21 protein-coding genes are annotated in these 21782 nt (G+C 64.0%); 16 read left to right on the forward strand and 5 right to left on the reverse strand.

From position 1 onward, the window contains the following. Window positions 1-19: 19 nt before the first annotated feature. Window positions 20-325 (forward strand): hypothetical protein, encoded by a 306-nt coding sequence (locus tag NKI19_RS27325; protein WP_352491815.1) that lies wholly within the window; start codon window positions 20-22, stop codon window positions 323-325. Between the two features lie 108 nt (window positions 326-433). Beyond that, on the forward strand, window positions 434-613 hold the full coding sequence (locus NKI19_RS27330) for a Flp family type IVb pilin (protein WP_352566909.1): 180 nt from the start codon (window positions 434-436) through the stop codon (window positions 611-613). 50 nt (window positions 614-663) lie between these two features. Here NKI19_RS27330 and NKI19_RS27335 read toward each other — a convergent pair whose 3' ends face one another. After that, window positions 664-1536, reverse strand: a complete 873-nt coding sequence (locus tag NKI19_RS27335) for a methyltransferase domain-containing protein (RefSeq protein ID WP_352566911.1) — start codon at window positions 1534-1536, stop codon at window positions 664-666. 66 nt (window positions 1537-1602) lie between these two features. Here NKI19_RS27335 and NKI19_RS27340 point away from each other — a divergent pair, with 66 nt between their 5' ends. From NKI19_RS27340 to NKI19_RS27355, 4 genes are read left to right on the forward strand one after another with little or no spacing between them, the layout of a single operon-like run. Continuing rightward, complete coding sequence (locus NKI19_RS27340) at window positions 1603-2391, forward strand: ComF family protein (RefSeq protein ID WP_502899344.1); 789 nt, start codon at window positions 1603-1605, stop codon at window positions 2389-2391. Between the two features lie 37 nt (window positions 2392-2428). Then, a complete protein-coding gene (gene grxC / locus NKI19_RS27345) occupies window positions 2429-2698 on the forward strand; it encodes a glutaredoxin 3 (RefSeq protein ID WP_352566915.1) in 270 nt (89 codons plus the stop codon). A gap of 10 nt (window positions 2699-2708) precedes the next feature. Then, window positions 2709-3593, forward strand: coding sequence for a carbon-nitrogen hydrolase family protein (locus tag NKI19_RS27350; protein WP_502899343.1), 885 nt, complete (start codon window positions 2709-2711; stop codon window positions 3591-3593). Next, window positions 3590-4015, forward strand: a complete 426-nt coding sequence (locus NKI19_RS27355; protein ID WP_352566919.1) for a DUF1178 family protein — start codon at window positions 3590-3592, stop codon at window positions 4013-4015. Before NKI19_RS27350 ends, NKI19_RS27355 begins: the two co-directional genes overlap by 4 nt. A gap of 114 nt (window positions 4016-4129) precedes the next feature. Here the strand turns inward: NKI19_RS27355 and NKI19_RS27360 are convergent, their stop codons facing one another. Beyond that, the gene (locus NKI19_RS27360; protein ID WP_352566921.1) at window positions 4130-4930 is read right to left on the reverse strand and encodes an SDR family NAD(P)-dependent oxidoreductase; all 801 of its coding nucleotides are present in this window, start codon (window positions 4928-4930) and stop codon (window positions 4130-4132) included. Between the two features lie 160 nt (window positions 4931-5090). Between NKI19_RS27360 and NKI19_RS27365 the strand changes: the two genes are divergently transcribed. Both NKI19_RS27365 and NKI19_RS27370 read left to right on the forward strand, forming a co-directional pair. Then, window positions 5091-6311: a helix-turn-helix domain-containing protein gene (locus NKI19_RS27365; protein WP_352709321.1), complete on the forward strand. Its 1221-nt coding sequence runs from the start codon at window positions 5091-5093 to the stop codon at window positions 6309-6311. 9 nt (window positions 6312-6320) lie between these two features. Further along, window positions 6321-6974 carry a Vgb family protein gene (locus tag NKI19_RS27370; RefSeq protein WP_352491808.1) on the forward strand — a complete coding sequence of 218 codons (654 nt, stop codon included), beginning with the start codon at window positions 6321-6323 and terminating at the stop codon, window positions 6972-6974. A gap of 73 nt (window positions 6975-7047) precedes the next feature. Here NKI19_RS27370 and NKI19_RS27375 read toward each other — a convergent pair whose 3' ends face one another. After that, the gene (locus NKI19_RS27375) at window positions 7048-8541 is read right to left on the reverse strand and encodes an FAD-dependent monooxygenase (RefSeq protein WP_352491807.1); all 1494 of its coding nucleotides are present in this window, start codon (window positions 8539-8541) and stop codon (window positions 7048-7050) included. Window positions 8542-8610: 69 nt separating this feature from the next. Next, window positions 8611-9096 carry a MarR family winged helix-turn-helix transcriptional regulator gene (locus tag NKI19_RS27380; protein WP_352566924.1) on the reverse strand — a complete coding sequence of 162 codons (486 nt, stop codon included), beginning with the start codon at window positions 9094-9096 and terminating at the stop codon, window positions 8611-8613. Window positions 9097-9197: 101 nt separating this feature from the next. Between NKI19_RS27380 and NKI19_RS27385 the strand changes: the two genes are divergently transcribed. Then, window positions 9198-10088, forward strand: a complete 891-nt coding sequence (locus NKI19_RS27385; RefSeq protein ID WP_352503215.1) for a DMT family transporter — start codon at window positions 9198-9200, stop codon at window positions 10086-10088. 19 nt (window positions 10089-10107) lie between these two features. Here the strand turns inward: NKI19_RS27385 and ubiG are convergent, their stop codons facing one another. Beyond that, window positions 10108-10857 (reverse strand): bifunctional 2-polyprenyl-6-hydroxyphenol methylase/3-demethylubiquinol 3-O-methyltransferase UbiG, encoded by a 750-nt coding sequence (gene ubiG / locus NKI19_RS27390; protein WP_352566926.1) that lies wholly within the window; start codon window positions 10855-10857, stop codon window positions 10108-10110. 213 nt (window positions 10858-11070) lie between these two features. Between ubiG and NKI19_RS27395 the strand changes: the two genes are divergently transcribed. The 7 genes from NKI19_RS27395 to clpB all read left to right on the forward strand — a co-directional run bounded on the left by NKI19_RS27395 (window position 11071) and on the right by clpB (window position 21665). Next, a complete protein-coding gene (locus NKI19_RS27395; protein ID WP_352491803.1) occupies window positions 11071-11640 on the forward strand; it encodes a putative glycolipid-binding domain-containing protein in 570 nt (189 codons plus the stop codon). Between the two features lie 198 nt (window positions 11641-11838). Further along, complete coding sequence (locus NKI19_RS27400; protein WP_254816709.1) at window positions 11839-13092, forward strand: aspartate kinase; 1254 nt, start codon at window positions 11839-11841, stop codon at window positions 13090-13092. Between the two features lie 181 nt (window positions 13093-13273). Continuing rightward, the gene (gene ptsP / locus NKI19_RS27405; RefSeq protein ID WP_292661374.1) at window positions 13274-15544 is read left to right on the forward strand and encodes a phosphoenolpyruvate--protein phosphotransferase; all 2271 of its coding nucleotides are present in this window, start codon (window positions 13274-13276) and stop codon (window positions 15542-15544) included. Between the two features lie 8 nt (window positions 15545-15552). Continuing rightward, window positions 15553-16632 (forward strand): peptide chain release factor 1, encoded by a 1080-nt coding sequence (gene prfA, locus NKI19_RS27410; RefSeq protein WP_352566928.1) that lies wholly within the window; start codon window positions 15553-15555, stop codon window positions 16630-16632. Beyond that, entirely contained in the window at window positions 16625-17503 is an 879-nt protein-coding gene (prmC, locus tag NKI19_RS27415; protein WP_352566930.1) for a peptide chain release factor N(5)-glutamine methyltransferase, read from the forward strand. Before prfA ends, prmC begins: the two co-directional genes overlap by 8 nt. Before the next feature lie 329 nt (window positions 17504-17832). After that, on the forward strand, window positions 17833-18822 hold the full coding sequence (locus NKI19_RS27420) for a DUF4167 domain-containing protein (RefSeq protein ID WP_352566932.1): 990 nt from the start codon (window positions 17833-17835) through the stop codon (window positions 18820-18822). Between the two features lie 236 nt (window positions 18823-19058). After that, a complete protein-coding gene (gene clpB / locus NKI19_RS27425; RefSeq protein ID WP_352566933.1) occupies window positions 19059-21665 on the forward strand; it encodes an ATP-dependent chaperone ClpB in 2607 nt (868 codons plus the stop codon). The last annotated feature ends 117 nt before the right edge of the window (window positions 21666-21782 follow it).

Below are 21782 nucleotides of genomic sequence, written 5' to 3' on the forward strand. Positions count from 1 at the left end.
CCGCTGGGGAGCGATTTGCATGAGCTTCGACAAGGACTGGGACTCGCCTTGGTCCGACCGCCTTCCCGGCGCCGCCAATGCCGGCATGGGAATATTGCGCATCGCCCTCCTGTTCGGCTCAGCCGCAGTGGCTCTGGCCTTGATCGCGACGCCCTACCTCGACAGCCGGACCCGCTCGCAGTTTGCCCGCGACGGCCTTGATACGATGAGCACCGGCTCGATCGGCCAGCGCGACAGCTATACGTTGCGCAAGAGCGTGCTGCAGCCGCTGCCCAGTTCGGTCTGCGTCATACGGGCCGATGGCAGAAGCAGCGGCGACTGCTGACTCCTCAACAGATCTCTAGAATGCAGCGGGTTCACCGCCCATTAAGCCTGTCGCGTTAACCTTTCTTAACGGGTCGGCGCTAGGTTAGGGCAAGAGGGATGGGCGCCCATGAAAATCTTGCTGCAACGATTTTTAGAAGACGAGAGGGGTGCGACGGCTATCGAATATGGTTTGATCGTTGCCGTGCTGTCGCTTGCCATTGTCGCTGGCATTGGCCAGGCTGCCGGCGCCATCCAGTGGTTGTTCAGCGACAACAGCAGCAAGCTTGCCAACGCTTTTGGACAGTGACCAGCTTAGTTTTTGCGTGGGATAGCTTAGCTTTTGCGCAGAGATTCCGCTCAGGGGCCACCGGGGTTTTCCAGGATTGTCTTCAGCGATATTTTTGCGGAGCCCGGCTTCAGCGGCTTTTGCTGAGAGGCATCGGGGGCCCAGCCTGACATCCAGACCACCGAGAAACTCGCCCTGACGCGGCCATCGGCATCCGAAAACCGCTCCGTATAGATTTCGGCGGCGCGCGCGAACAACGCTCGGGTGCCCGGCCGCCTGCTGCGGTCGACAAGCGCGCTGGTCTCGCCCATGGCGCGCAGGTCGGCGGCCAGGCCAAATAGCGAATCGTAGCGCACCGTGATCGTCTCGACGTCGGCAACCGGCAGCGCCAGGCCGGCGCGCTGCAGCAGCGCGCCGGCGTCGCGGACGTCGGTGAACGGGATCACACGCGGGCTGGCGCCGCCATAGAGTTCGGTCTCGGCGGCAAGCAGGCTTTCGCGCAGTTCGGAGAGCGTGCCTGTGCCGGCGAAGGCGCCGAGGAAAAGCCCGTCCGGCTTCAGTGCCCGGCGGATCTGCACCAGCATGCCGGGAATATCGTTCATCGCCTGCAGCGACAGCAGCGACACTGCGAGGTCGAGGCTTTCCGGCTCGAATGGCACGGTTTCCAACGGCGCCAACAGTCCTGGCTGGCCGCCCAGGAAAGCGGCGTCGGCCTCGACGCGCACGTTTTCCGTCACCTTGCCGCTTTCGGCGAGCACCTCTGTTGCTGCCGGCGTCTGGCAAAACAACGAGGCCGCTTTGCCGAAGCTGCGTTCGACGGCGCCGAGCCGGTCAGCAAGATCCTCGGCTGCCCGCCGCATGAGGAAATCCGCGCCGGCGATGGGACGAGTCAGTGCCCGGCGCTTGCGCGCCAGCCAGAGCGAGGTGTCGATTACAGGCTGCAATGGGCAGGTCCTTGTGCTTCGCTCTCTGATATAGTGATGCGGAGGACCAACCACGTGGCCGATCCCATGCCAGAGATCAAGCGTATTGCGATCAAGCGCATTGCCAGCAAGGCATTGGGCTGGCCAGCGCGCCTCTTGTTCCCACCGGTCTGCGCCGGCTGCCGCCGCCATGTCTCGCAGCCCGGCGTGTTGTGCGGTGCGTGCTGGCCGAAACTCAGGTTGCTGGAACGGCCATGGTGCCCGGTGATGGGCACGCCGTTCACCCACAGCATGGGTGAAGGGTTCCTTTCGGCGGAGGCGATAGCCGACCCGCCGCCGTTCGAACGCGCGCGGGCGGCGGTTGCCTATTCCGGCGTTGCCCGCCAGATGGTGCAAGGGCTGAAATACCAGGACCGCACCGATCTGGCGCCGTGGATGGCGCGCTGGATGCTCCGCGCCGGTGCTGAGCTCATCGCCGAGGCCGACGTGGTCGTGCCGGTGCCGCTGCACTGGCGGCGTTTCTTCCGGCGGCAGTTCAACCAGTCGGCGGAACTGGCGCGGGCGGTGGCGCAGCTCGGGGAGCGGCCTTTCGCGCCATCAGCCATCAAGCGCGTCAAACTCACGCGCCAGCAAGTCGGGCTGGAGCGGCGGGAACGCGAGGAAAATGTTCGCGCCGCATTCAAAGTGCCTGACGAGGCGGAGATCGAAATCGCCGGCCGGCGGGTGCTGTTGATCGACGATGTCTACACCACCGGGGCCACCGTCCGCGCGGTCGCCAGGGCATTGAAGAAGGGCGGTGCCGGCGCGGTCGACGTACTGACCTTCGCGCGCGTGCTGCCGGGGGACTTTCGGGCCGACGAATCGGCGCCTATATAGCCTACATGACAGCGGAACGAGGCAGGGTTGCTGACCGATGGTCGATGTGACGATCTACACGCGGATGATGTGCGGCTATTGCACCGCGGCCAAGCGGCTGCTCGACAGGAAGGGTGTCGCCTATACCGAGCATGACGCCTCCTTCTCGCCGGAACTGCGCCAGGAAATGATCTCCCGGGCCCATGGCCGTTCCACCTTTCCGCAGATATTCATCGGCGACACGCATGTCGGCGGCTCCGACGATCTCCATGAATTGGAGGCGGAAGGACGGCTGGACAGATTGCTCGCCAACGGCTCGACCAGATAAGGACATGACCATGGGTGCCATCAAGTCGGGGGATGCTTTCAAGGCGGCGGCGATCCAGATGCGTTCGGGAACCAGCCCGGAGCGCAATGCGGTCGATCTGGAACGGCTGGTGCGCGAGGCGGCAGGTCTTGGCGCGACGTACATCCAAACCCCGGAAATGACCGGCGCGCTGATCCGCGACAGCCAGGCGCGGGCCGCTTCCTTCACCTCCGAAGACAAGGACATCATCGTCTCGACGTCGCGGAGGCTGGCCAAGGAGCTCGGCATTTTCCTGCATATAGGCTCGACCGCCATTCTGCGCGCCGACGGCAAGCTTGCCAACCGGGCGCTTTTGTTCGGGCCGGACGGCGCCACGATTGCCACCTACGACAAGATCCACATGTTCGACGTCGATCTCGACAATGGCGAGAGCTGGCGCGAATCCGCCGCCTATGAGCCGGGCACCGAGGCCGTCGTCGCCGAAATCGATGGCGCGAAGCTCGGCTTTGCCGTCTGCTACGATCTGCGCTTTCCGCAGCTCTTCCGGGCCGAGGCGCTGGCCGGCGCCGATCTGCTTTCGGTGCCCGCCGCCTTCACCCGCCAGACCGGCGAAGCGCATTGGCATGTGCTGCTCAGGGCGCGCGCCATCGAGAACGGCGCCTATGTGGTTGCCGCCGCGCAAGGCGGAGTGCACGAGGACGGCCGCGAAACCTATGGCCATTCGCTGATCGTCGATCCCTGGGGCCGCATCGTCGCCGAGGCTGCCCATGACGAGCCGGCGGTGATCGTCGCCGAGATCAACCCGGCGCAGTCAGTCGCCGCGCGCAAGAAGATACCGAATCTCAAAAACGCACGCGATTTTGCCGTAAACGCCGGTTCGGCGGAGGCAATGCCGCTCAGGGGTGCTGCCTCTTGATCCGCTTTTCCCTGATCTGCGAGCACGAGCACGAATTCGAGGCCTGGTTCCGCAGCAACGACGATTTCGACACACAGAAGAAGCGCGGTTTCGTCGATTGCCCGACCTGCGGCTCGCACAAGATCGACAAGGCGCTGATGGCGCCGGCCGTCTCGACCGGGCGCAGCCGAGAAAAGATTGCGCTCGCCATGGGCGAGGCCCAGAAGCAGGCGATGGCGCAGCTCAAGGCGCTGGCCGAAAAGGTGCGCGAGAACGCCGATTATGTCGGCGACAAATTTGCCGAGGAAGCGCGCAAGATCCATTTTGGCGAGAGCGATCCGCGCGGCATTTATGGCGAGGCGACGCTGGAGGAAGCCAAGAGCCTGGCCGACGACGGCGTCGAGTTCATGCCTATTCCAAGTTTCCGCGACGACCGCAACTGATCCGTCAACCTGCTCCGGACATAGCGAGGCATCTCTTCGCCAGGCAGCGCCGTGAAGGTCGGGGCGGTGCCGAGGGGCGGCGATGCCGCCACCCCTGCACAAGCGTTCGCAGTTTCAGGCCGAGCAGCAAGGATGGGGCTCGCGGGCAATCGTTTCGCTGCTTCTTTCATGCCCACTGTCTGACGGGCTTGCTTCACTGGACGGGCTTGCTTCCGCATAGGCTGCAAACTGGCGTTCAAGCGCCTTGACCGCACTGCTGCGCCAGCCTTCCGCCAGGGGCTCCGACATGGGATCGGGGAAGATTTCCTCTTCGCCGTTCTCCACTCCGTCCAGGATCGCCCGCGCAACAGACTCCGGAGAGGCCTTCGCGATGTCCAGGCCCCGTGTCATGTCCGTGTCCACCGGGCCGGGAAGGACCCTGTGGACGCTGACACCCCGTCCGGCCAGGAGCGTGCGCAACGACTGCGACAGCGAGAACGAGGCCGCCTTCGAGACTGAGTAGGCCGGACTGAACGGCACGGCGGCAATCGAGGCCAGCGACAGAATGTTGACGATGGCTCCCCGCGACCGGGCCAGCAACGGCAGCAGAGCCTGGGTAACGTCATACGAGCCGAAGAGGTTTACGGCGAGCTGTTGTTCGAGCACACGACGGTCGCTGAGGTCATCGAAGGGCGATACGCCGGCGTTGTTGATGAGGATATCGAGAGTATCGATCTTCTCGACGGCCTCCCGGATCTGCGCAGCGTTGGTCACATCCATGGTCAGGGACGTCACACGCCGGTCAGGATGGGCCATCGGTTGGCGGGTTGCGGCGAAGACGCGCTTCACGCCTCTGCTCAGGGCTTCCTCGACCAGTGCCCGACCGATGCCCCGATTGGCTCCAGTCACCAGGATGGTTGTACCTTGGATCATCATAGTGTCTCTCCTAGTGCTTCTCGTTGCGTTCGAGCCTAGTGCAGAATCGCGCCCGCAACTCAGGTTGGCTACAGTCGCCGTTGCCGATACGACTGGTTGGTGAGATGGACTTAGCGCCGGATGTCGAAGCCGGGGGAGTGACAAGTGTGACGGGATTCCGATGGACTCGCTGATCACGGCCGCGGCGCATGCGCTTGCGGCGGGCGATCCGCTCGGCGCCTTGAAGCGGGTTGCGCTGCGCGACGATGCGCCGGCACTGGCGTTGCGCGGTATCGCGATGGCGCAGCTTGGGGACCTGGTTCGGGCGAAGGTTCTCCTCAAGAGGGCGGCGCACGCATTCAGCCCGAGGGAGGCCGTGGCCCGCGCGCGGTGTGTCGTCGCCGAGGCCGAGATCGCGCTCGTCTCGCGCGACCTTACCTGGCCGGCCAAGGCACTCGACGCCGCGCGGGCAACGCTTGAAAAGCATGGCGACCGCGTCAACGCCGCGCATGCGCGCAACCTCGACGTCCGGCGCCTGCTGCTGATCGGCCATCTCGACGAAGCCGAGCGCAGGCTGGACGGCTTCGATCCCTCGCCGCTGCCGCCGGCATCGCGGGCCGCCCACGAGCTGGCTGTCGCCGGCATCGCCATCCGCCGCTTGCGGACCGGCCCTGCGCGCGCCGCCCTCGGCCTGGCGGCGCGAGCGGCGCGCGCGTCCGGCATCCCCGCGCTGATCGCAGAGGTTGAGAGCGCATCGCTGGTGCTGGACACGCCGGCCGCACGCCTTGTCGCGCGTGGCGACGAACGGCCCCTCCTGCTCGATGAAGTCGAAGTGCTCCTGGCGTCGGGGGCGCTCGTGGTGGATGCATGCCGCAATGTCGTGCGGGTCGCAGATACCGTCGTCTCGCTGGCGACCCGCCCGGTGCTGTTCGCGCTGGCTCGCGCGCTGGCCGAAGCCTGGCCGGGGGACGTGGCAAGAGCGACGCTTATTGCGCGCGCTTTCCGCGGAAAGGACGCCGACGAATCACATCGAGCGCGGCTGCGCGTCGAAGCCGGGCGGCTTCGCGCGGAGCTTCGGAGCTTGGCCGATGTGAGCGCTACGAAGCGGGGCTTTGCGCTGGCGCCGCGCCGCGCCGGTGAGGTCGTCGTGCTGGCGCCGCCCGTCGAAGAAGAGCATGCCGCCGTACTCGCCTTCCTCGCCGACGGCGAGTCTTGGTCGAGTTCGGCGCTGGCGATTGCGCTTGGAGCCAGTTCGCGTACCGTGCAGCGGGCGCTCGAGCAGCTCGCCCTCGCCGGCAAGGTGCAGTCGTTCGGCCGCGGGCGGGCGCGTCGCTGGATGACCCCGCCGCTGACGGGTTTCCCGACAATCTTGTTACTCCCCGGCCCACTGCCGGGCTACTAGGATGGAATCATGGAACGATCCGCAGCCGAAATCCTTCGAGAATATGGACCCTTTCCGGGTGTCGACCACGTGGACGGCGTTACCTTCGATGGCGAGCATGTCTGGTTTGCCTCAGGCGACAGATTGAACGCCTTCGATCCGGCGAGCGGCAAAGTGGTGCGCTCGATCGATGTAGCGGCACACGCCGGAACGGCTTTCGACGGCCAGTACCTCTATCAGATCGCCGAGGATCGCATCCAGAAGATCGATCCGAAGAATGGCCAGGTGCTGGCGTCGATCCCGGCTCCTGGCAATGGCGGTGATTCCGGGCTCGCCTGGGCCGAAGGAACGCTCTGGGTCGGGCAGCACCGGGGCCGAAAGATTCATCAGGTCGATCCCGAGACAGGAGCAATCCTTCGCACCATCGTTTCCAACCGCGTCGTTACCGGGGTCAGCTGGGTCGACGGCGAGCTTTGGCATGGCACCTGGGAGGGTGAGGAGAGCGATGTCCGGCGGATCGATCCTGAAACGGGAAAGGTCCTGGAGAAGCTCGATATGCCGCCGGGGACAGGCGTGTCGGGGCTCGAATCCGATGGCGGCGACCAGTTTTTCTGTGGCGGCGGAAACAGCGGCAAGATCAGAGCTGTTCGCCGGCCCAAACGAGGCTCGGCGGCCAGGATCTGAGTTTTTGCCGTCCGTGGTCGTTTGATTTCGGGACCATTCAACCAGATCAAGAGCTAACTGGTTTTTGCGGTTCTTAGCCCGGTTGTCCGAACCAGGTGTTCATCGCGTCTTGAAGACCATCCTGCGTCCCGTCGCCTACCCAAGCAACATATCCATCGGGTCGGATTAAAACTGCGATCGGAGCGGAGACCAAGCCTAGCGCAGGCAACTCCCATGGATCGTCACATTTGGCGTAAACCAACTTAATGCGGTCTGACCACGGCTTGATGTCGAAGCTGCCCGGCGCGCCGAGATTCAAGAGCACTGGCCGCGCATTTTGGAGGAGCGCAAATACGCGCATGGGACCATCAGGCGTCGCCAGGTCGAGGTCAGGCATGCGGCGGCCGACCAGCGGATGCCCTTGGCCGAGGTCGTAATGGATACCAAGTCCGGACATCTCGGCAGCGATCCGTTTGCGAGGCTCCTCCATCCCAAGGAGCTCTGATACGATTTCACGCAAGGCTTCAGTGCGATCATCAGTACGTTGCAATGCGACCTGTGCCATTGTCGTGCGCAACACGCGGGCCGCAATCGGATGCCGCTCGATGTGATAAGTGTCGAGCAAGCCTTCAGGCGATGTTCCTTTCACCACTTGGGCCAACTTCCAACCGAGGTTCACCGCATCCTGCACACAGGTATTGAGGCCTTGTCCGCCCACCGGGGAATGCACATGGGCGGCATCGCCCGCTAGGAGAACCCGGCCCTTGCGGTAAGCCGCCGCCTGCCGCGACATGTCCGTGAACCTGGAAATCCAGGTTGGGCTATGGATTCCGTAATCTGTTCCGCATGCGGCGACGAGTGCTTTGCGGAGGTCGCGCAGCGTGGGCTCGGTCGTGGCGCCGACATTCTTTTCAGTGACCATGACGCCAATGGGACCTTTATCGGCAAAGACGACCTTGCCGTCACGAATTTCGTACTCTTCCCTGCCAAAGGCGTGGATGCCAAGTGCCGTGCGATGAATGCCCAGTGGCGGCTCCTCCGCCATCTCGGCCTGGGCGAGGATGCTGCTGGTCGTCGCATCCCATCCTCGAAATTCAATGGCAGCAGCTTTGCGGACCAGACTGCGGCCTCCATCACACCCGACGAGATAGCTTGCCCGCAGCGAGGCACCATCGGACAGTTCGATGGTGACGCCGGCGTCGTCCTGCACGAAACACGTCAATTCACGGCCGCGATAGATCGGCACTGCCAGCTCGCTGACCCATCCAGCTAGAATGCGCTCAATGTGTTTCTGCCTCAGCGCCAGCCCGTAGTTGTGGCGGGTCGGAAAATCGCTGATGTCTAAACGCATCGCCGCGAATCCCGTGACTTGGGCTATTTGTCCTTCGGCGAGGAACCGGTCCGCGATGCCGCGCTGATCGAAAACTTCGAGAGTACGTGAGCTCAAACCGCCAGCACGCGAACCGGCAAGCTCTTGGTTCGGGCGGCGTTCGACAATGGCTACGTCGATGCCTGCCAACGCCAACTCGCCTGCCAGGGTTAGGCCCGTCGGACCTCCTCCGGCAATCACGACTGCATGTTCTGTCATCGGCAAACTCCCCTGGCAGTTACGACTCCCAATGCAATGATCGCAGAGTCCTGGTGGTTGCCGTTTGGGCTAGCTCAGGCTCGCTATCAGTTTTTCGAGCAGGCGGGCGAGCATGATCTGCTCCGGGCGTACTAACCCAGAAAGTATCTGGTGCTCGTTGGCGACGTGAGCGGTAACCGCCTCGTCAATCAACGCCAGACCCTTTTTAGTCAGCTGCACGACAATGCCGCGGCGATCGTCGGGGTGCGGCCCGCGCTTGATCAGGCCGGATTTCTCGAGCCGATCGAGGCGGTTGGTCATCGCGCCCGACGTCACCATCGTCGCCTCGTAGAGAGCCGTCGGCGTCAGCGCGTATGGCGGCCCGGAACGACGCAGCGTCGCCAGCACATCGAATTCTCCGGATTGCAGCCCGTAACTTGCAAACAGCGGCGCCAGCCGCTCTCGTGCGATCAGCGAGGCGGCCTCGTTCAACCGTCCCAGCACGGCCATCGGCGAGACATCGAGATCCGGCCGTTCCTTTTTCCATTGCCCGATCGCTTTTGCTGCGCGATCCATGTCTCTCACCGTTATGTATCTTGACGTGAAGAATCTTTACCTTATCTTACCTCAGCTTGCGATATTGGCCAAGTGCCGCGAACGGACGACGGGACGGTGCGATGAAATTTCTCTGGGACTCGGCGCTTGGCCTTCTGGTTGTCACCGGTGGACTGCTCGGCCTGACGCTGCCGTTCGGCAAGATCGCGACGGCGGCCGGCGTGGCCGCCATGGTCTGGGCCTTCGTCATCTCGCTTGGTGCCGGCGGCGTGCTTTTGTGCGCATTGCTGCTCAACGGGAAGCGCATGCGGCTTACGCCGCACAGGCTGCGCTATTTCTTCGTCACCGCGGCCGTCTCATATGCAATCCCCAATCTGCTGATGTTTTCAGCCATTCCGCATCTGGGCGCCGGCTACAGCGGCATCATGTTCACGCTGTCGCCGGTCGTCACGCTGGTGTTCTCGATGCTGCTCGGCGTCAGGCGCCCGACCATGCTGGGCATCGTCGGCATAGTCGTCGGTTTCGTCGGCGCAGTCATGGTGGCGGTGACGCGCGGCGAAGCGGGCCAGCCGGCCGAATTTTTCTGGGTTGCGATGGGCCTGCTCATCCCGGTCAGCCTCGCCGCCGGCAACATTTACCGCACCGTCGACTGGCCCGAAGGCACCGGCCCGATCGAGCTCGCCGTCGGCAGCCACCTGGCAGCAGCCTTGATGCTGTTTGCCGGCATTCTGGTCCTGCTTGGCGGCAATGCATTCGGCTCGCTCGGCGGCGTGCCGCTGGTCGCTGCGGCACAGGTGGCATCAGCCTCGGCGATGTTCGCCTTCTTCTTCCGCCTGCAAGCGGTCGGCGGCCCGGTCTATCTCAGCCAGATCGGCTACGTCGCGGCGGCGGTCGGGCTGTTTGCCGGGACCCTCTTCCTCGGCGAGCGCTATCAACTGCTGACCTGGGCCGGTGCCGTCATCATCACCGCCGGCGTGTTCATCACCACCAAGGCTCAAAGCCAGAGGCCATAGGGGCCAGAAGGCGTAAGCTTCAGACGGATGCCTTCTCCGCCAGCACCACGTAGTTGACGTCCATGTCCTTCGAGCGCTGCCAGCGGTCGGCGAGCGGGTTGTAGGTGACGCCGGTGCGGTCGACGACGGTCAGGCCGGCGCCGGCAAGCGCCTTTTCCAGTTCCTCGGGGCGCACCAGCTTGCCGAACTGGTGGGTGCCGCGTGGCAGCCAACGCAGCACATATTCGGCGCCGATAATGGCCAGGCCCAGGGCCTTCAGCGTGCGGTTGATGGTGGCGACGAACATGATGCCGCCAGGCTTGACCATCTCGCCGCATTTGGCCAGGAACAGATCGACATCGGCGACATGCTCGACCACTTCCATGTTGAGGATGACGTCGAATTTTTCGCCGGCGTCGGCCAGGTCTTCCGCGGTCGTGGCGCGGTAATCAACGCTCACGCCGACTTCCGCCGCATGCAGCTTGGCCACTTCGATGTTGGTGACTGAGGCATCGGCGCCGACCACTTCGGCGCCAAGCCGCGCCATCGGCTCGCACAACAGCCCGCCGCCGCAGCCTATGTCGAGGAAGCGCAGGCCTTCGAACGGCCGTGCCGCACGCGGATCGCGGCCGAAGCGGGCTGTCACCTGGTCGCGGACATAGGCAAGCCGGATCGGGTTGAACTTGTGCAACGGGCGGAACTTGCCGTTCGGGTTCCACCATTCGGCGGCAAGGGCGGAAAAGCGTTCCACCTCTCCGGCATCGATCGTCGATCGTCGGGGCTCTGGCATGGTGTGGTCTCCTCGGACGCTAGGAAGTCGGGCGCGAGGCTGCGAATGTCAAGGCGCGAAATTCACCGTCGGCGGCGCGATGCGCGCGATGCCTGCCGGCGGCGCCTTTCGCCTGCTGCATTTGTGTCAGCACGTGTCAGTTGATGGTGTGCCGGAAGGAAACACCAATGCTTTGGCGGACGAAGCAGAGACATCGGGACCGGAGGAGTGCGCATGATGCGAGCGGTTGCTTCCATTCTTTGGCGCCGGCTTGACCAGGAAGGCCACGACGCTTGCCTGCTGTCGGAAGCGAGTTCCGGGTGGAACCTCAGGGGACACGCGCTTTTGGTCCAGGATGGCAAGCCGTGCGGCATCGCCTACGAGGTGGACTGCGATGCCGACTGGCATACACGCTCGGCGCGCGCCGACGGCTTTCTCGGCACGCAAGAGCTGCATTATGGGATCGACCGGCTGACCGAGCGCCAATGGACGCTGAACGGCGAGCATCAAGCGGAAGTCGACGGTCTCATCGATATCGATCTCGGCTTCACGCCCGCCACAAACCTTTTGGCGCTTCGCCGTTTTGCCCTCGATGTCGGCATGGCGACGCCCGCCCCGGCAGCCTATCTGACATTTCCCGAACTCAGGCTCGTTCGCCTCGAGCAAACCTATCAGCGCGTCGATGCTGCACACTACGCCTATGCCGCCCCGATGTTCGGCTACCACGAGACGCTAGAGGTCTCGCCGCTCGGTTTCGTCCTCGACTATCCGCGCCTGTGGAGAGCCACGGCACAGCTGGGCTGAAGCGCGCACCATTTTGGGAAGAAGTATGCGGGCGCCATGCTGCGCTGGTGTGTCGCCCGGCCGGCAGCGGCGGCACGCCTTGCGAAACGACTGTCATTTGGCTAAGGAGGCCGCGCATTGAGCGCCCGGCCACAGCTTGGCGCATTTTTCCGCTTTTCGGCCTTCGGTCCGGCATCCAGTCAAAGGCATTTCGCTTCCATGGCGCGCATCGTGATGAAATTCGGCGGGACCTCCGTCGCCGACATCGCCCGCATCCGCAATGTGGCGCGCCATGTCAAACGCGAGGTCGATGCCGGCCATGAGGTCGCCGTCGTGGTCTCGGCGATGGCCGGCAAGACCAACGAACTCGTGCAGTGGACGCGCGAGGCGTCGCCGATGCACGATGCGCGTGAATATGACGCCGTCGTCGCGTCCGGCGAGCAAGTCACCGCCGGCTTGCTGGCGATCGCGCTGCAGAATATCGGCGTGCATGCCCGCTCCTGGCAAGGCTGGCAGATCCCGATCAAGACCGACAACGCGCATGGCGCGGCGCGCATTCTCGATATCGACGGTGCGTTCCTGATCAAGCGCTTCGGCGAAGGCCAGGTGGCGGTGGTCGCCGGTTTCCAGGGTATCGGGCCGGACAACCGGATCGCCACGCTCGGCCGCGGCGGTTCCGATACCAGCGCTGTCGCCATCGCGGCGGCGGTCAAGGCCGACCGGTGCGATATCTACACCGACGTCGACGGGGTCTACACGACCGATCCGCGCATCGAGCCGAAGGCGCGGCGGCTGGCCAAGATTTCCTTCGAGGAAATGCTCGAAATGGCCTCGCTCGGGGCCAAGGTCCTGCAGGTGCGCTCGGTCGAGCTTGCCATGGTGCACAGGGTGCGTACCTTTGTGCGGTCGTCCTTCGACGATCCCGATGCACCCGGAATGGGGGATTTGCTCAATCCGCCGGGAACGCTTATTTGCGACGAGGAAGAGATCGTGGAACAGCAGGTCGTCACCGGAATTGCCTATGCCAAGGACGAGGCGCAGATATCACTGCGCCGCGTCGGCGACCGGCCGGGCGTCGCCGCCGGCATTTTCGGGCCGCTGGCCGAGGCCAACATCAATGTCGACATGATCGTCCAGAACATTTCCGAGGACGGCAAGTTCACCGACATGACCTTCACCGTGCCATCCGGCGACGTCGACAAGGCGCTGGCCGTGCTCGAGCGGCTGAAGGCGACGATCGGCTACGATGTGGTGCAGTCGGAAGCCGGCATGTCGAAGGTCTCTGTCATCGGCATCGGCATGCGCAGCCACGCCGGCGTCGCCGCCACCGCCTTCAAGGCGCTGGCCGACCGCGCGATCAACATCCGCGCCATCACAACGTCCGAAATCAAGATTTCGATCCTGATCGACGGTCCCTATACGGAACTAGCAGTTCGCACTTTGCATTCCGTGTACGGTCTGGATAAGCAGTAGCAGACTGCATCGGCCCGAAAATCGGAATCGATTTTCGGAAGGCAGGATGCAGCGGATCGAAAGTCTTGGAGCGGCCTTCATGCGTCCAATTGGACGATGGCGCTCTAATTGAGTTGTTGCGTTTGTGCCGCTGTGCAGGGCAACCTGCACCGGTTGAAACGCTATTGGAGAAGAAGCCGCGATGCGTGATTCGGCCAGCGGCCCGCGCGTTTTGCTGAAACGGCTCCGCGAGCTCATGCAAGAGCCGCTGGAGCCGCAGGAGCGGCTTGACCGAATCGTGCGCGACATCGCCTCCAACATGGTTGCCGAGGTCTGCTCGCTTTATGTGCTGCGCGCCGATTCGGTGCTCGAACTCTACGCCACCGAAGGCCTGAATCCGAACGCCGTCCACCTGGCGCAGCTCAGGCTGGGCCAAGGCCTGGTCGGCACGATCGCGGCCTCGGCGCGGCCGCTCAACCTCTCCAACGCGCAGGAGCATCCTGCCTTCGCCTATCTGCCGGAGACAGGGGAAGAGATATACAATTCCTTCCTCGGCGTGCCGGTGCTGCGGGCAGGGCGGACACTCGGCGTCCTGGTTGTGCAGAACAAGACCATGCGCCATTATCGCGACGACGAGGTCGAGGCGCTGGAAACGACGGCGATGGTGATCGCCGAGATGATCGCCACCGGCGATCTGGAGCGGCTGACAAGGCCCGGCCTCGAGCTCGATCTGCGCCGCCCGGTAAGCTTTACCGGCCTGTCCTTCAACGAAGGCGTCGGGCTCGGCCATGTGGTGCTGCACGAGCCGCGCATCGTCGTCACCAATCTGTTCAACGAGGACAGCGAGGAAGAGGTCAGGCGGCTCGACGCCTCCCTCGGCTCGCTCAGGCTCTCCATCGACGACATGCTGGAGCGCCGCGACGTCGCCTTCGAGGGCGAGCATCGCCAGGTGCTCGAAGCCTATCGCATGTTCGCCAACGACCGCGGCTGGGTGCGCCGGCTCGAGGAGGCTATCCGCAACGGCCTGACGGCCGAAGCGGCGGTCGAAAAGGTGCAGAGCGACATGCGTGCCCGCATGCTGCACATGACCGATCCGTATCTGCGCGAACGAATGAGCGATTTCGACGATCTCGCCAATCGGCTGCTGCGGCAGCTTATGGGGCGCGGTCCGGAGGATGTCGCGGCCTCGCTGCCCAAGGACGCCATCATCGTCGCCCGCTCGATGGGGGCTGCCGAGCTGCTCGATTATCCCAGGGATAAGCTGCGCGGGCTGGTGCTGGAGGACGGCGCCGCGACCAGCCATGTCGTCATCGTGGCGCGGGCCATGGGCATACCCGTCGCCGGCCAGATGAAGGGCGCCGTTTCCATGGCGGAAAACGGCGATGCCATCATCGTCGACGGCGAGGAAGGCGCGATCCATCTGCGCCCGCAGCCCGACCTCGAGGCGGCCTATGCTGAGAAAGTGCGCTTCAGGGCGCGGCGGCAGGAGGTCTACCGCGAACTGCGCAAGAAGCCGTCGGTGACCAAGGACGGTGTCCAGGTCGATCTTCTGATGAATGCCGGGCTGGCGGTCGATCTGCCGCAACTGGCCGAAGCGGGCGCGGCCGGCATCGGCCTGTTCCGCACCGAGCTGCAGTTCATGGTCGCCTCGACCTTTCCGCGCGCCGAAGCGCAGGAGCGGCTCTATCGTGACGTGCTCGAAGCGGCGCGCGGCAAGCCGGTAACGTTCCGCACCATCGATATCGGCGGCGACAAGGTGCTGCCCTATTTCAAGGGCTCGATCCAGGAAGAGAACCCGGCGCTCGGCTGGCGCGCCATCCGCCTGACGCTCGACCGGCCCGGATTGCTGCGCACCCAGATCCGCGCGCTGCTCAAGGCGTGCGGCGGGCGCGAACTGAAGCTGATGCTGCCAATGGTGACCGAACTCGGCGAGATCGCGCAGGCGCGCGAGATCATCGATCGCGAGGTGCGGCATCTGTCGCGCTTTGCCCATCATTTGCCGACCAGCCTCAAGCTCGGGGCGATGCTGGAGGTGCCGTCGCTGCTGTTCCAGCTCGACGAGCTGATGAAGGCGGTCGATTTCGTCTCGGTCGGCTCGAACGACCTGTTCCAGTTCGTCATGGCGGTGGATCGCGGCAACACCCAATTGTCCGACCGCTTCGACCCGCTCTCGACGCCGTTCCTGCGCGTCCTGAAGCAGATTGCCGACGCCGGGGCGCGCAACCATACGCCGGTGACCCTGTGCGGCGAACTTGCCGGCAAGCCGATTTCGGCGATGGCGCTGATCGGCCTTGGCTACCGCTCGATTTCGATGTCGCCGGCATCGATCGGCCCGGTCAAGGCGATGCTGACGGAACTGCCGCTGAGCGAGCTGGAAGCGTTCTTCGACGACAATCTGATGGCGCCGGCGCATGGCCTGCCGATGCGGGCGCTGCTGCAAGCCTTTGCCGACGACCGCTCTATACCGCTATAGACTTCGCCATGATCAACCTGCCCCGCGACCGTATGGATCAAGTCGTCAAGCGTTTCGACATGCTCGAAGCGCAGATGTCGGCCGGGCCGGCGCCGGACGCCTATGTCAGGATGGCCTCCGAATATGCCGACATCCAGGAGATGGTGGCAAAGATCAGGGCATTGCGCGCCGCGGAGCGCGAACAGGCCGATCTGGAGGCGATGCTCGCCGACAAGGGCACCGACGTCGAGATGCGCGCCTTGGCCGAGGCCGACCTGCCGGAGGTCAAGGATCGCATCGAGGCGCTGCAGAAGGACATCCAAATCCTCCTGTTGCCAAGGGATGCCGCCGACGACAAGAACGCCATCCTCGAAATCCGCGCCGGCACCGGCGGTGACGAGGCGGCGCTTTTCGCCGGCGACCTGTTTCGCATGTACGAGCGCTATGCCGCGGCGCATGGCTGGCGTTTCGAGACGGTGTCGGCCAGCGAGGGTGAGGTCGGCGGCTACAAGGAAATCATCGCCACTGTTTCGGGCAAGGGCGTCTTTGCCCATCTGAAGTTTGAATCCGGCGTGCACCGGGTGCAGCGCGTGCCGACGACCGAGGCGGGCGGACGCATTCATACCTCGGCGGCGACGGTCGCTGTGCTGCCGGAAGCCGAAGAGGTCGACATCGACATCAGGGCCGAAGACATCCGCATCGACACGATGCGCGCCTCGGGTTCAGGCGGCCAGCACGTCAACACCACCGATTCGGCCGTGCGCATCACCCATCTGCCGACCGGCATCATGGTGGTGCAGGCGGAAAAGTCGCAGCACCAGAACCGGGCGAAGGCCATGCAGATCCTGCGCGCCAGGCTCTATGATCTTGAGCGCAGCAAGGCGGACGAGGAACGTTCCGAATCGCGCAAGTCGCAGGTCGGCTCGGGCGACCGCTCGGAACGCATCCGCACCTATAATTTTCCGCAGGGTCGCGTCACCGATCATCGCATCAACCTGACGCTCTACAAGCTTGACCGGGTGATGATGGGCGAGCTCGACGAGATCATCGACGCGCTGATCGCCGATCACCAGTCGAAGCTGCTCGCCGACATCGGCATTGATGGCTGACAGCCTGCCCGCCACGCTGGCGCCGCTGCTGCGGGAGGCGCGAAACCGGCTCACCGCAGCCGGGGTTGCGGATCCGGCGCTCGATGCCAGGCTGATCGTCGAGCATTTTTCCGGCACCAGTCGCACGCAGGCCATCGCCGAGCCCGGGCACGCGGTCGATGCGGACGTGACGGCGGCAATCGAAGCCGCCTTGCGACGGCGCATCGCCGGCGAGCCGGTACACCGAATCCTTGGCTACCGCGAATTCTACGGCATGCGCCTTTCGCTTTCGCCGCAAACGCTGGAGCCGCGGCCGGATACCGAAACGCTGGTCGAGGCTATACTGCCCTTCGTCAAGGCGATGGCGGCACGCGAAGGCGGTTGCCGCATCCTCGATCTCGGGACCGGCACCGGTGCCATTGCGCTGGCGCTGCTCAGCGCCGTTCCGGCCGCGACCGCCACCGGCGTCGACATTTCGCAGGAGGCGCTGGCCACAGCCATGCGTAATGCCGGGGAATTGGGGCTCGCCGGCCGGTTCACGGCGCTCGAATCCGACTGGTTTGAAAAAGTTTCTGGCCGGTACCATGTAATTGTCGCAAACCCTCCCTATATACCCTCAGACGACATTGGAAATCTGCAGGACGAGGTCCGCGGTTTCGATCCACGCCAGGCCCTCGATGGCGGCGTGGACGGTCTGAGCCCCTACAGGAAGATCGCCGCAGGAGCGGCAGCGTATTTGGAACTCCAAGGCAGGATTGCGGTCGAGATCGGCCATACGCAGCACCAACAGGTTACGGAGATATTCTCCGCGGCCGGGTACCGTTCGATCGGGGCGTTTCGTGATCTCGGCGGAAACGACAGAGTTCTTGTGTTCGAACGGTGGAAGCCGTGATGCAGTGCGAAAAAAGCGCTTGGCAATACCGGGGAATGCGGCTAGGGTCGCCTTAACCGGATGAGACGAAGCAGGCAGTGCTCTTAGCGATTCGGTTTTCCTTGGAAATAGCTGCCTTCTTGCGCAAACGACGCCCAAGCTTCGTGCGGGAATCGTCCGGCAAGTGAAGTAACCGGAACAGGATGGCACGTGGCGCCAACGCAATTGATGCGGGCGAACGCCGGTGAAGGAACAACGGCTGGCCGCATGAGCGCCTCCGTTCGTGAAGAGTTTTTCGAAAATTTCAAAGTGAAGAGAGTCTAATGAGGCCACAACAGCAAAACAGGCGCATGCGCGGTCGCAACAACAATGGCGGCGGCGGCAACAACAATAACAACAACAACCGTAAGGGGCCGAATCCCCTGACGCGCAACTACGAGAGCAACGGCCCGGACGTGAAGATCCGCGGATCGGCTCAGCAGATTGCCGAGAAGTACGCAACCCTTGCCCGTGACGCGCAAAGCTCCGGCGACCGGGTGATGGCGGAAAACTATCTTCAGCATGCAGAGCACTATAACCGCATCATCGCAGCCGCTCAGGCGCAGATGCCGATCCAGAACGCCCAGCAGAATCGCGACGATTTCGACGATGATGGCGACGAGGATCGCGACGAGTTCGACAATGCCGGCAACAACAATGCCAACGAGACGTCGGGCTCGACCGTCAATCACGGGGCCGGCCCGCAGCCGGTCATCGATGGCACACCGGCCGAGCTGGCGCTGAACCAGGAGAACAGCCGCGACAATCGCGGCGGTCGCGATAACCGTGACGGCCGCGACAACAATGGCGGACGCCATCGCGACCGTCGCCCCAATGGCGGTTACGGCCAGAACGGCCAGCGCGGCGAGTATGGCTCGCGCGGCGAGCAGGGTGGCCAGCGCGTCGAACAGCCACGGCGCGACGAGACGCCGGCGCAGGCGGAGCCCGTGCCGGCCGCTGAGCCGGTCTTTGTGGGTGGGCCCGCACCGCAATTCGACAATTTTTCGCCGGCGGGTCTCGCCGCCCAGGCCGAGCTCAACGAAGCCGCTGCCGAAAACAGCCCGGCCCGCCGCCCCAGGCGTCCGCGTCGCCCGCGCCTCGATGTCGAACAGGCAAATGGCGGCAACGACAACGCCGGCCCTGAGAGTGCCGAGACAAGCAATGCCAAGACGGGCAATGCCGAGACGGGCAATGCCGAGACTGGCAATACCGAGACTGGCAATACCGACGCTGGCAATGTCGATGCAGCGTCGGCTGAAGGCCCCGGCGGTCAAGCTGTGATCGCAGACGTCGAGAATTGATCGAAAAAACGTTCAGCCGACCTTAGCGCATCCTTTACCCTGGACGGCGGAGAGAAATCTCCGCCGTTTGTTTTGTGCGCTCGCGATATTATGCGTCCGCCAGTGTCGAGGCGTCTTGAGGGTCCGTGGTTTGCGTCCCATATCTTGCGTGAACAGGATCCGGCTCGAACGGGCGGGTCCGTCACCGCAATCTGATCCGGTGCCGCGAAGCGGGCCGGTGACGGAAGGAGACAGGCATGAATCTTGAAAAATATTCCGAGCGCGTGCGCGGCTTTATCCAGTCCGCGCAAACCATGGCGCTTTCCCGCAATCACCAGCAATTCACCCCCGAGCATATCCTCAAGGTCCTTGTCGACGACGACGAAGGCCTGGCTGCGTCGCTGATCGAGCGCGCCGGCGGCAATGTCCGTGACGTCAAGCTCGGTGTTGAAACGGCCCTGGAGGCAATGCCCAAGGTCGAAGGCGGCAATGGCCAGCTCTATCTGGCGCAGCCGCTGGCAAAGGTGTTTTCGACCGCCGAGGAACTGGCCAAGAAGGCCGGTGACAGCTTCGTCACCGTCGAACGGCTATTGCAGGCGCTGGCCATGGAAAAGTCGGCCAAGACCGCCGACGTCCTGTCCAAGGCGGGTGTCACGCCGCAGGCGCTGAACCAGGTCATCAACGACGTACGCAAAGGTCGCACTGCCGATTCGGCGAGCGCCGAGCAGGGCTACGACGCGCTGAAGAAATACGCGCGCGACCTGACGGCGGACGCTCGCGCGGGCAAGCTTGATCCGGTCATCGGCCGTGATGACGAAATCCGCCGCACCATCCAGGTGCTGTCGCGTCGCACCAAGAACAACCCGGTGCTGATCGGCGAACCCGGCGTCGGCAAGACGGCGATCGCCGAAGGGCTGGCGCTGCGCATCGTCGATGGCGACGTGCCGGAATCGCTCAAGGACAAGCAGCTGATGGCGCTCGACATGGGGTCGCTGATCGCCGGCGCCAAATACCGCGGCGAGTTCGAGGAGCGGCTGAAGGCGGTGCTTTCCGAAGTCACGTCTGCCGCCGGCGGCATCATCCTGTTCATTGACGAGATGCACACGCTCGTCGGCGCCGGCAAGGCGGATGGCGCCATGGATGCGTCGAACCTGCTGAAGCCGGCGCTGGCCCGCGGTGAACTGCACTGCGTCGGCGCCACTACGCTCGACGAATACCGCAAGCATGTCGAGAAGGATGCGGCCCTTGCCCGCCGCTTCCAGCCGGTGTTCGTCAATGAGCCGACGGTCGAAGACACCGTCTCGATCCTGCGCGGCCTGAAAGAGAAATACGAGCAGCACCACAAGGTGCGCATCTCGGATTCGGCACTGGTCGCGGCCGCAACCCTGTCCAACCGCTACATCGCTGACCGCTTCCTGCCGGACAAGGCGATCGACCTCGTCGACGAGGCCGCGTCGCGGCTCCGCATGCAGGTCGATTCGAAGCCCGAGGCGCTGGACGAGATCGACCGCCGCATCATGCAGCTCAAGATCGAGCGCGAGGCGCTCAAGGTCGAGAAGGACGATGCCTCGAAGGACCGGCTCGCCCGGCTCGAGAAGGAACTCTCGAACCTCGAGGAGGAATCGACCGAGCTGACCTCGAAATGGCAGGCCGAGAAGCAGAAGCTCGGGCTTGCCGCCGACCTCAAGAAGCAGCTCGACGAGACGCGCAACGAACTTGCCATTGCCCAGCGCAAGGGCGAATTCCAGCGCGCCGGCGAACTTGCCTATGGCAAGATCCCGGAACTCGAAAAGCAGCTGCAGCAGGCCGAAGCCAGGGATGGCAAGGCCGGCATGGTCGAGGAAGTGGTCGGCCCCGATCACGTCGCCCATATCGTCTCGCGCTGGACGGGGATCCCGGTCGACAAGATGCTGGAAGGCGAGCGCGACAAGCTGTTGCGCATGGAAGACGAGGTCGGCAAGCGCGTCGTCGGCCAAGGTGAGGCGGTACAGGCGGTGTCCAAAGCGGTTCGCCGCGCGCGCGCCGGCCTACAGGACCCGAACCGGCCGCTCGGCTCGTTCATGTTCCTCGGGCCGACGGGCGTCGGCAAGACCGAATTGACCAAGGCGCTGGCCAGCTTCCTGTTCGACGACGAGAGCGCCATGGTGCGTATCGACATGTCGGAGTTCATGGAGAAGCACTCGGTCGCCCGGCTGATCGGGGCGCCTCCCGGCTATGTCGGCTATGAGGAAGGCGGCGCGCTGACCGAAGCAGTACGGCGCCGGCCCTATCAGGTCGTGCTGTTCGACGAGATCGAAAAGGCGCATCCGGACGTCTTCAACGTGCTGCTGCAGGTGCTCGACGACGGCCGGCTGACCGACGGGCAGGGCCGCACCGTCGACTTCCGCAATACGCTGATCATCATGACGTCCAATCTCGGCGCCGAATATCTGGTCAATCTCGGCGAGGACCAGGATGTCGACGTCGTGCGCGACGAGGTGATGAATGTCGTCAGGGCTTCGTTCCGGCCGGAATTCCTCAACCGCATCGACGAGGTGATCCTGTTCCACCGGCTGCGCCGGCAGGATATGGGCCAGATCGTCCAAATCCAGCTCAAGCGGCTGGAAAACCTGCTTGTCGACCGCAAGATCTCGCTTTCGCTCGATCAGGAGGCGATCGACTGGCTGGCGGCCAAGGGTTACGACCCGGCCTATGGCGCACGGCCGCTGAAGCGGGTGATGCAGAAGGAATTGCAGGATCCGCTGGCGGAAAAGATCCTGCTCGGCGAGATCCTCGACGGCTCGACCGTCAAGGTCACGGCCGGCTCCGACCGCTTGAACTTCCGCTCGAAGCCGGCAGTCGTGGCAACCGAGGCGGCCGCCTGACTTCAAGCCAAGAGCCTGTTCCATCCCGATCGAATCGGGATGGAACTCCTATCTTCAATTTTGACCATGATCTTTTCCGAAAAATCGGCCGACCTTCGGTTCAAGGTCTAACACCAC

The sequence above is a fragment of the Mesorhizobium sp. M0751 genome, from assembly GCF_040320265.1.
Taxonomy (GTDB): Bacteria; Pseudomonadota; Alphaproteobacteria; order Rhizobiales; family Rhizobiaceae; genus Mesorhizobium.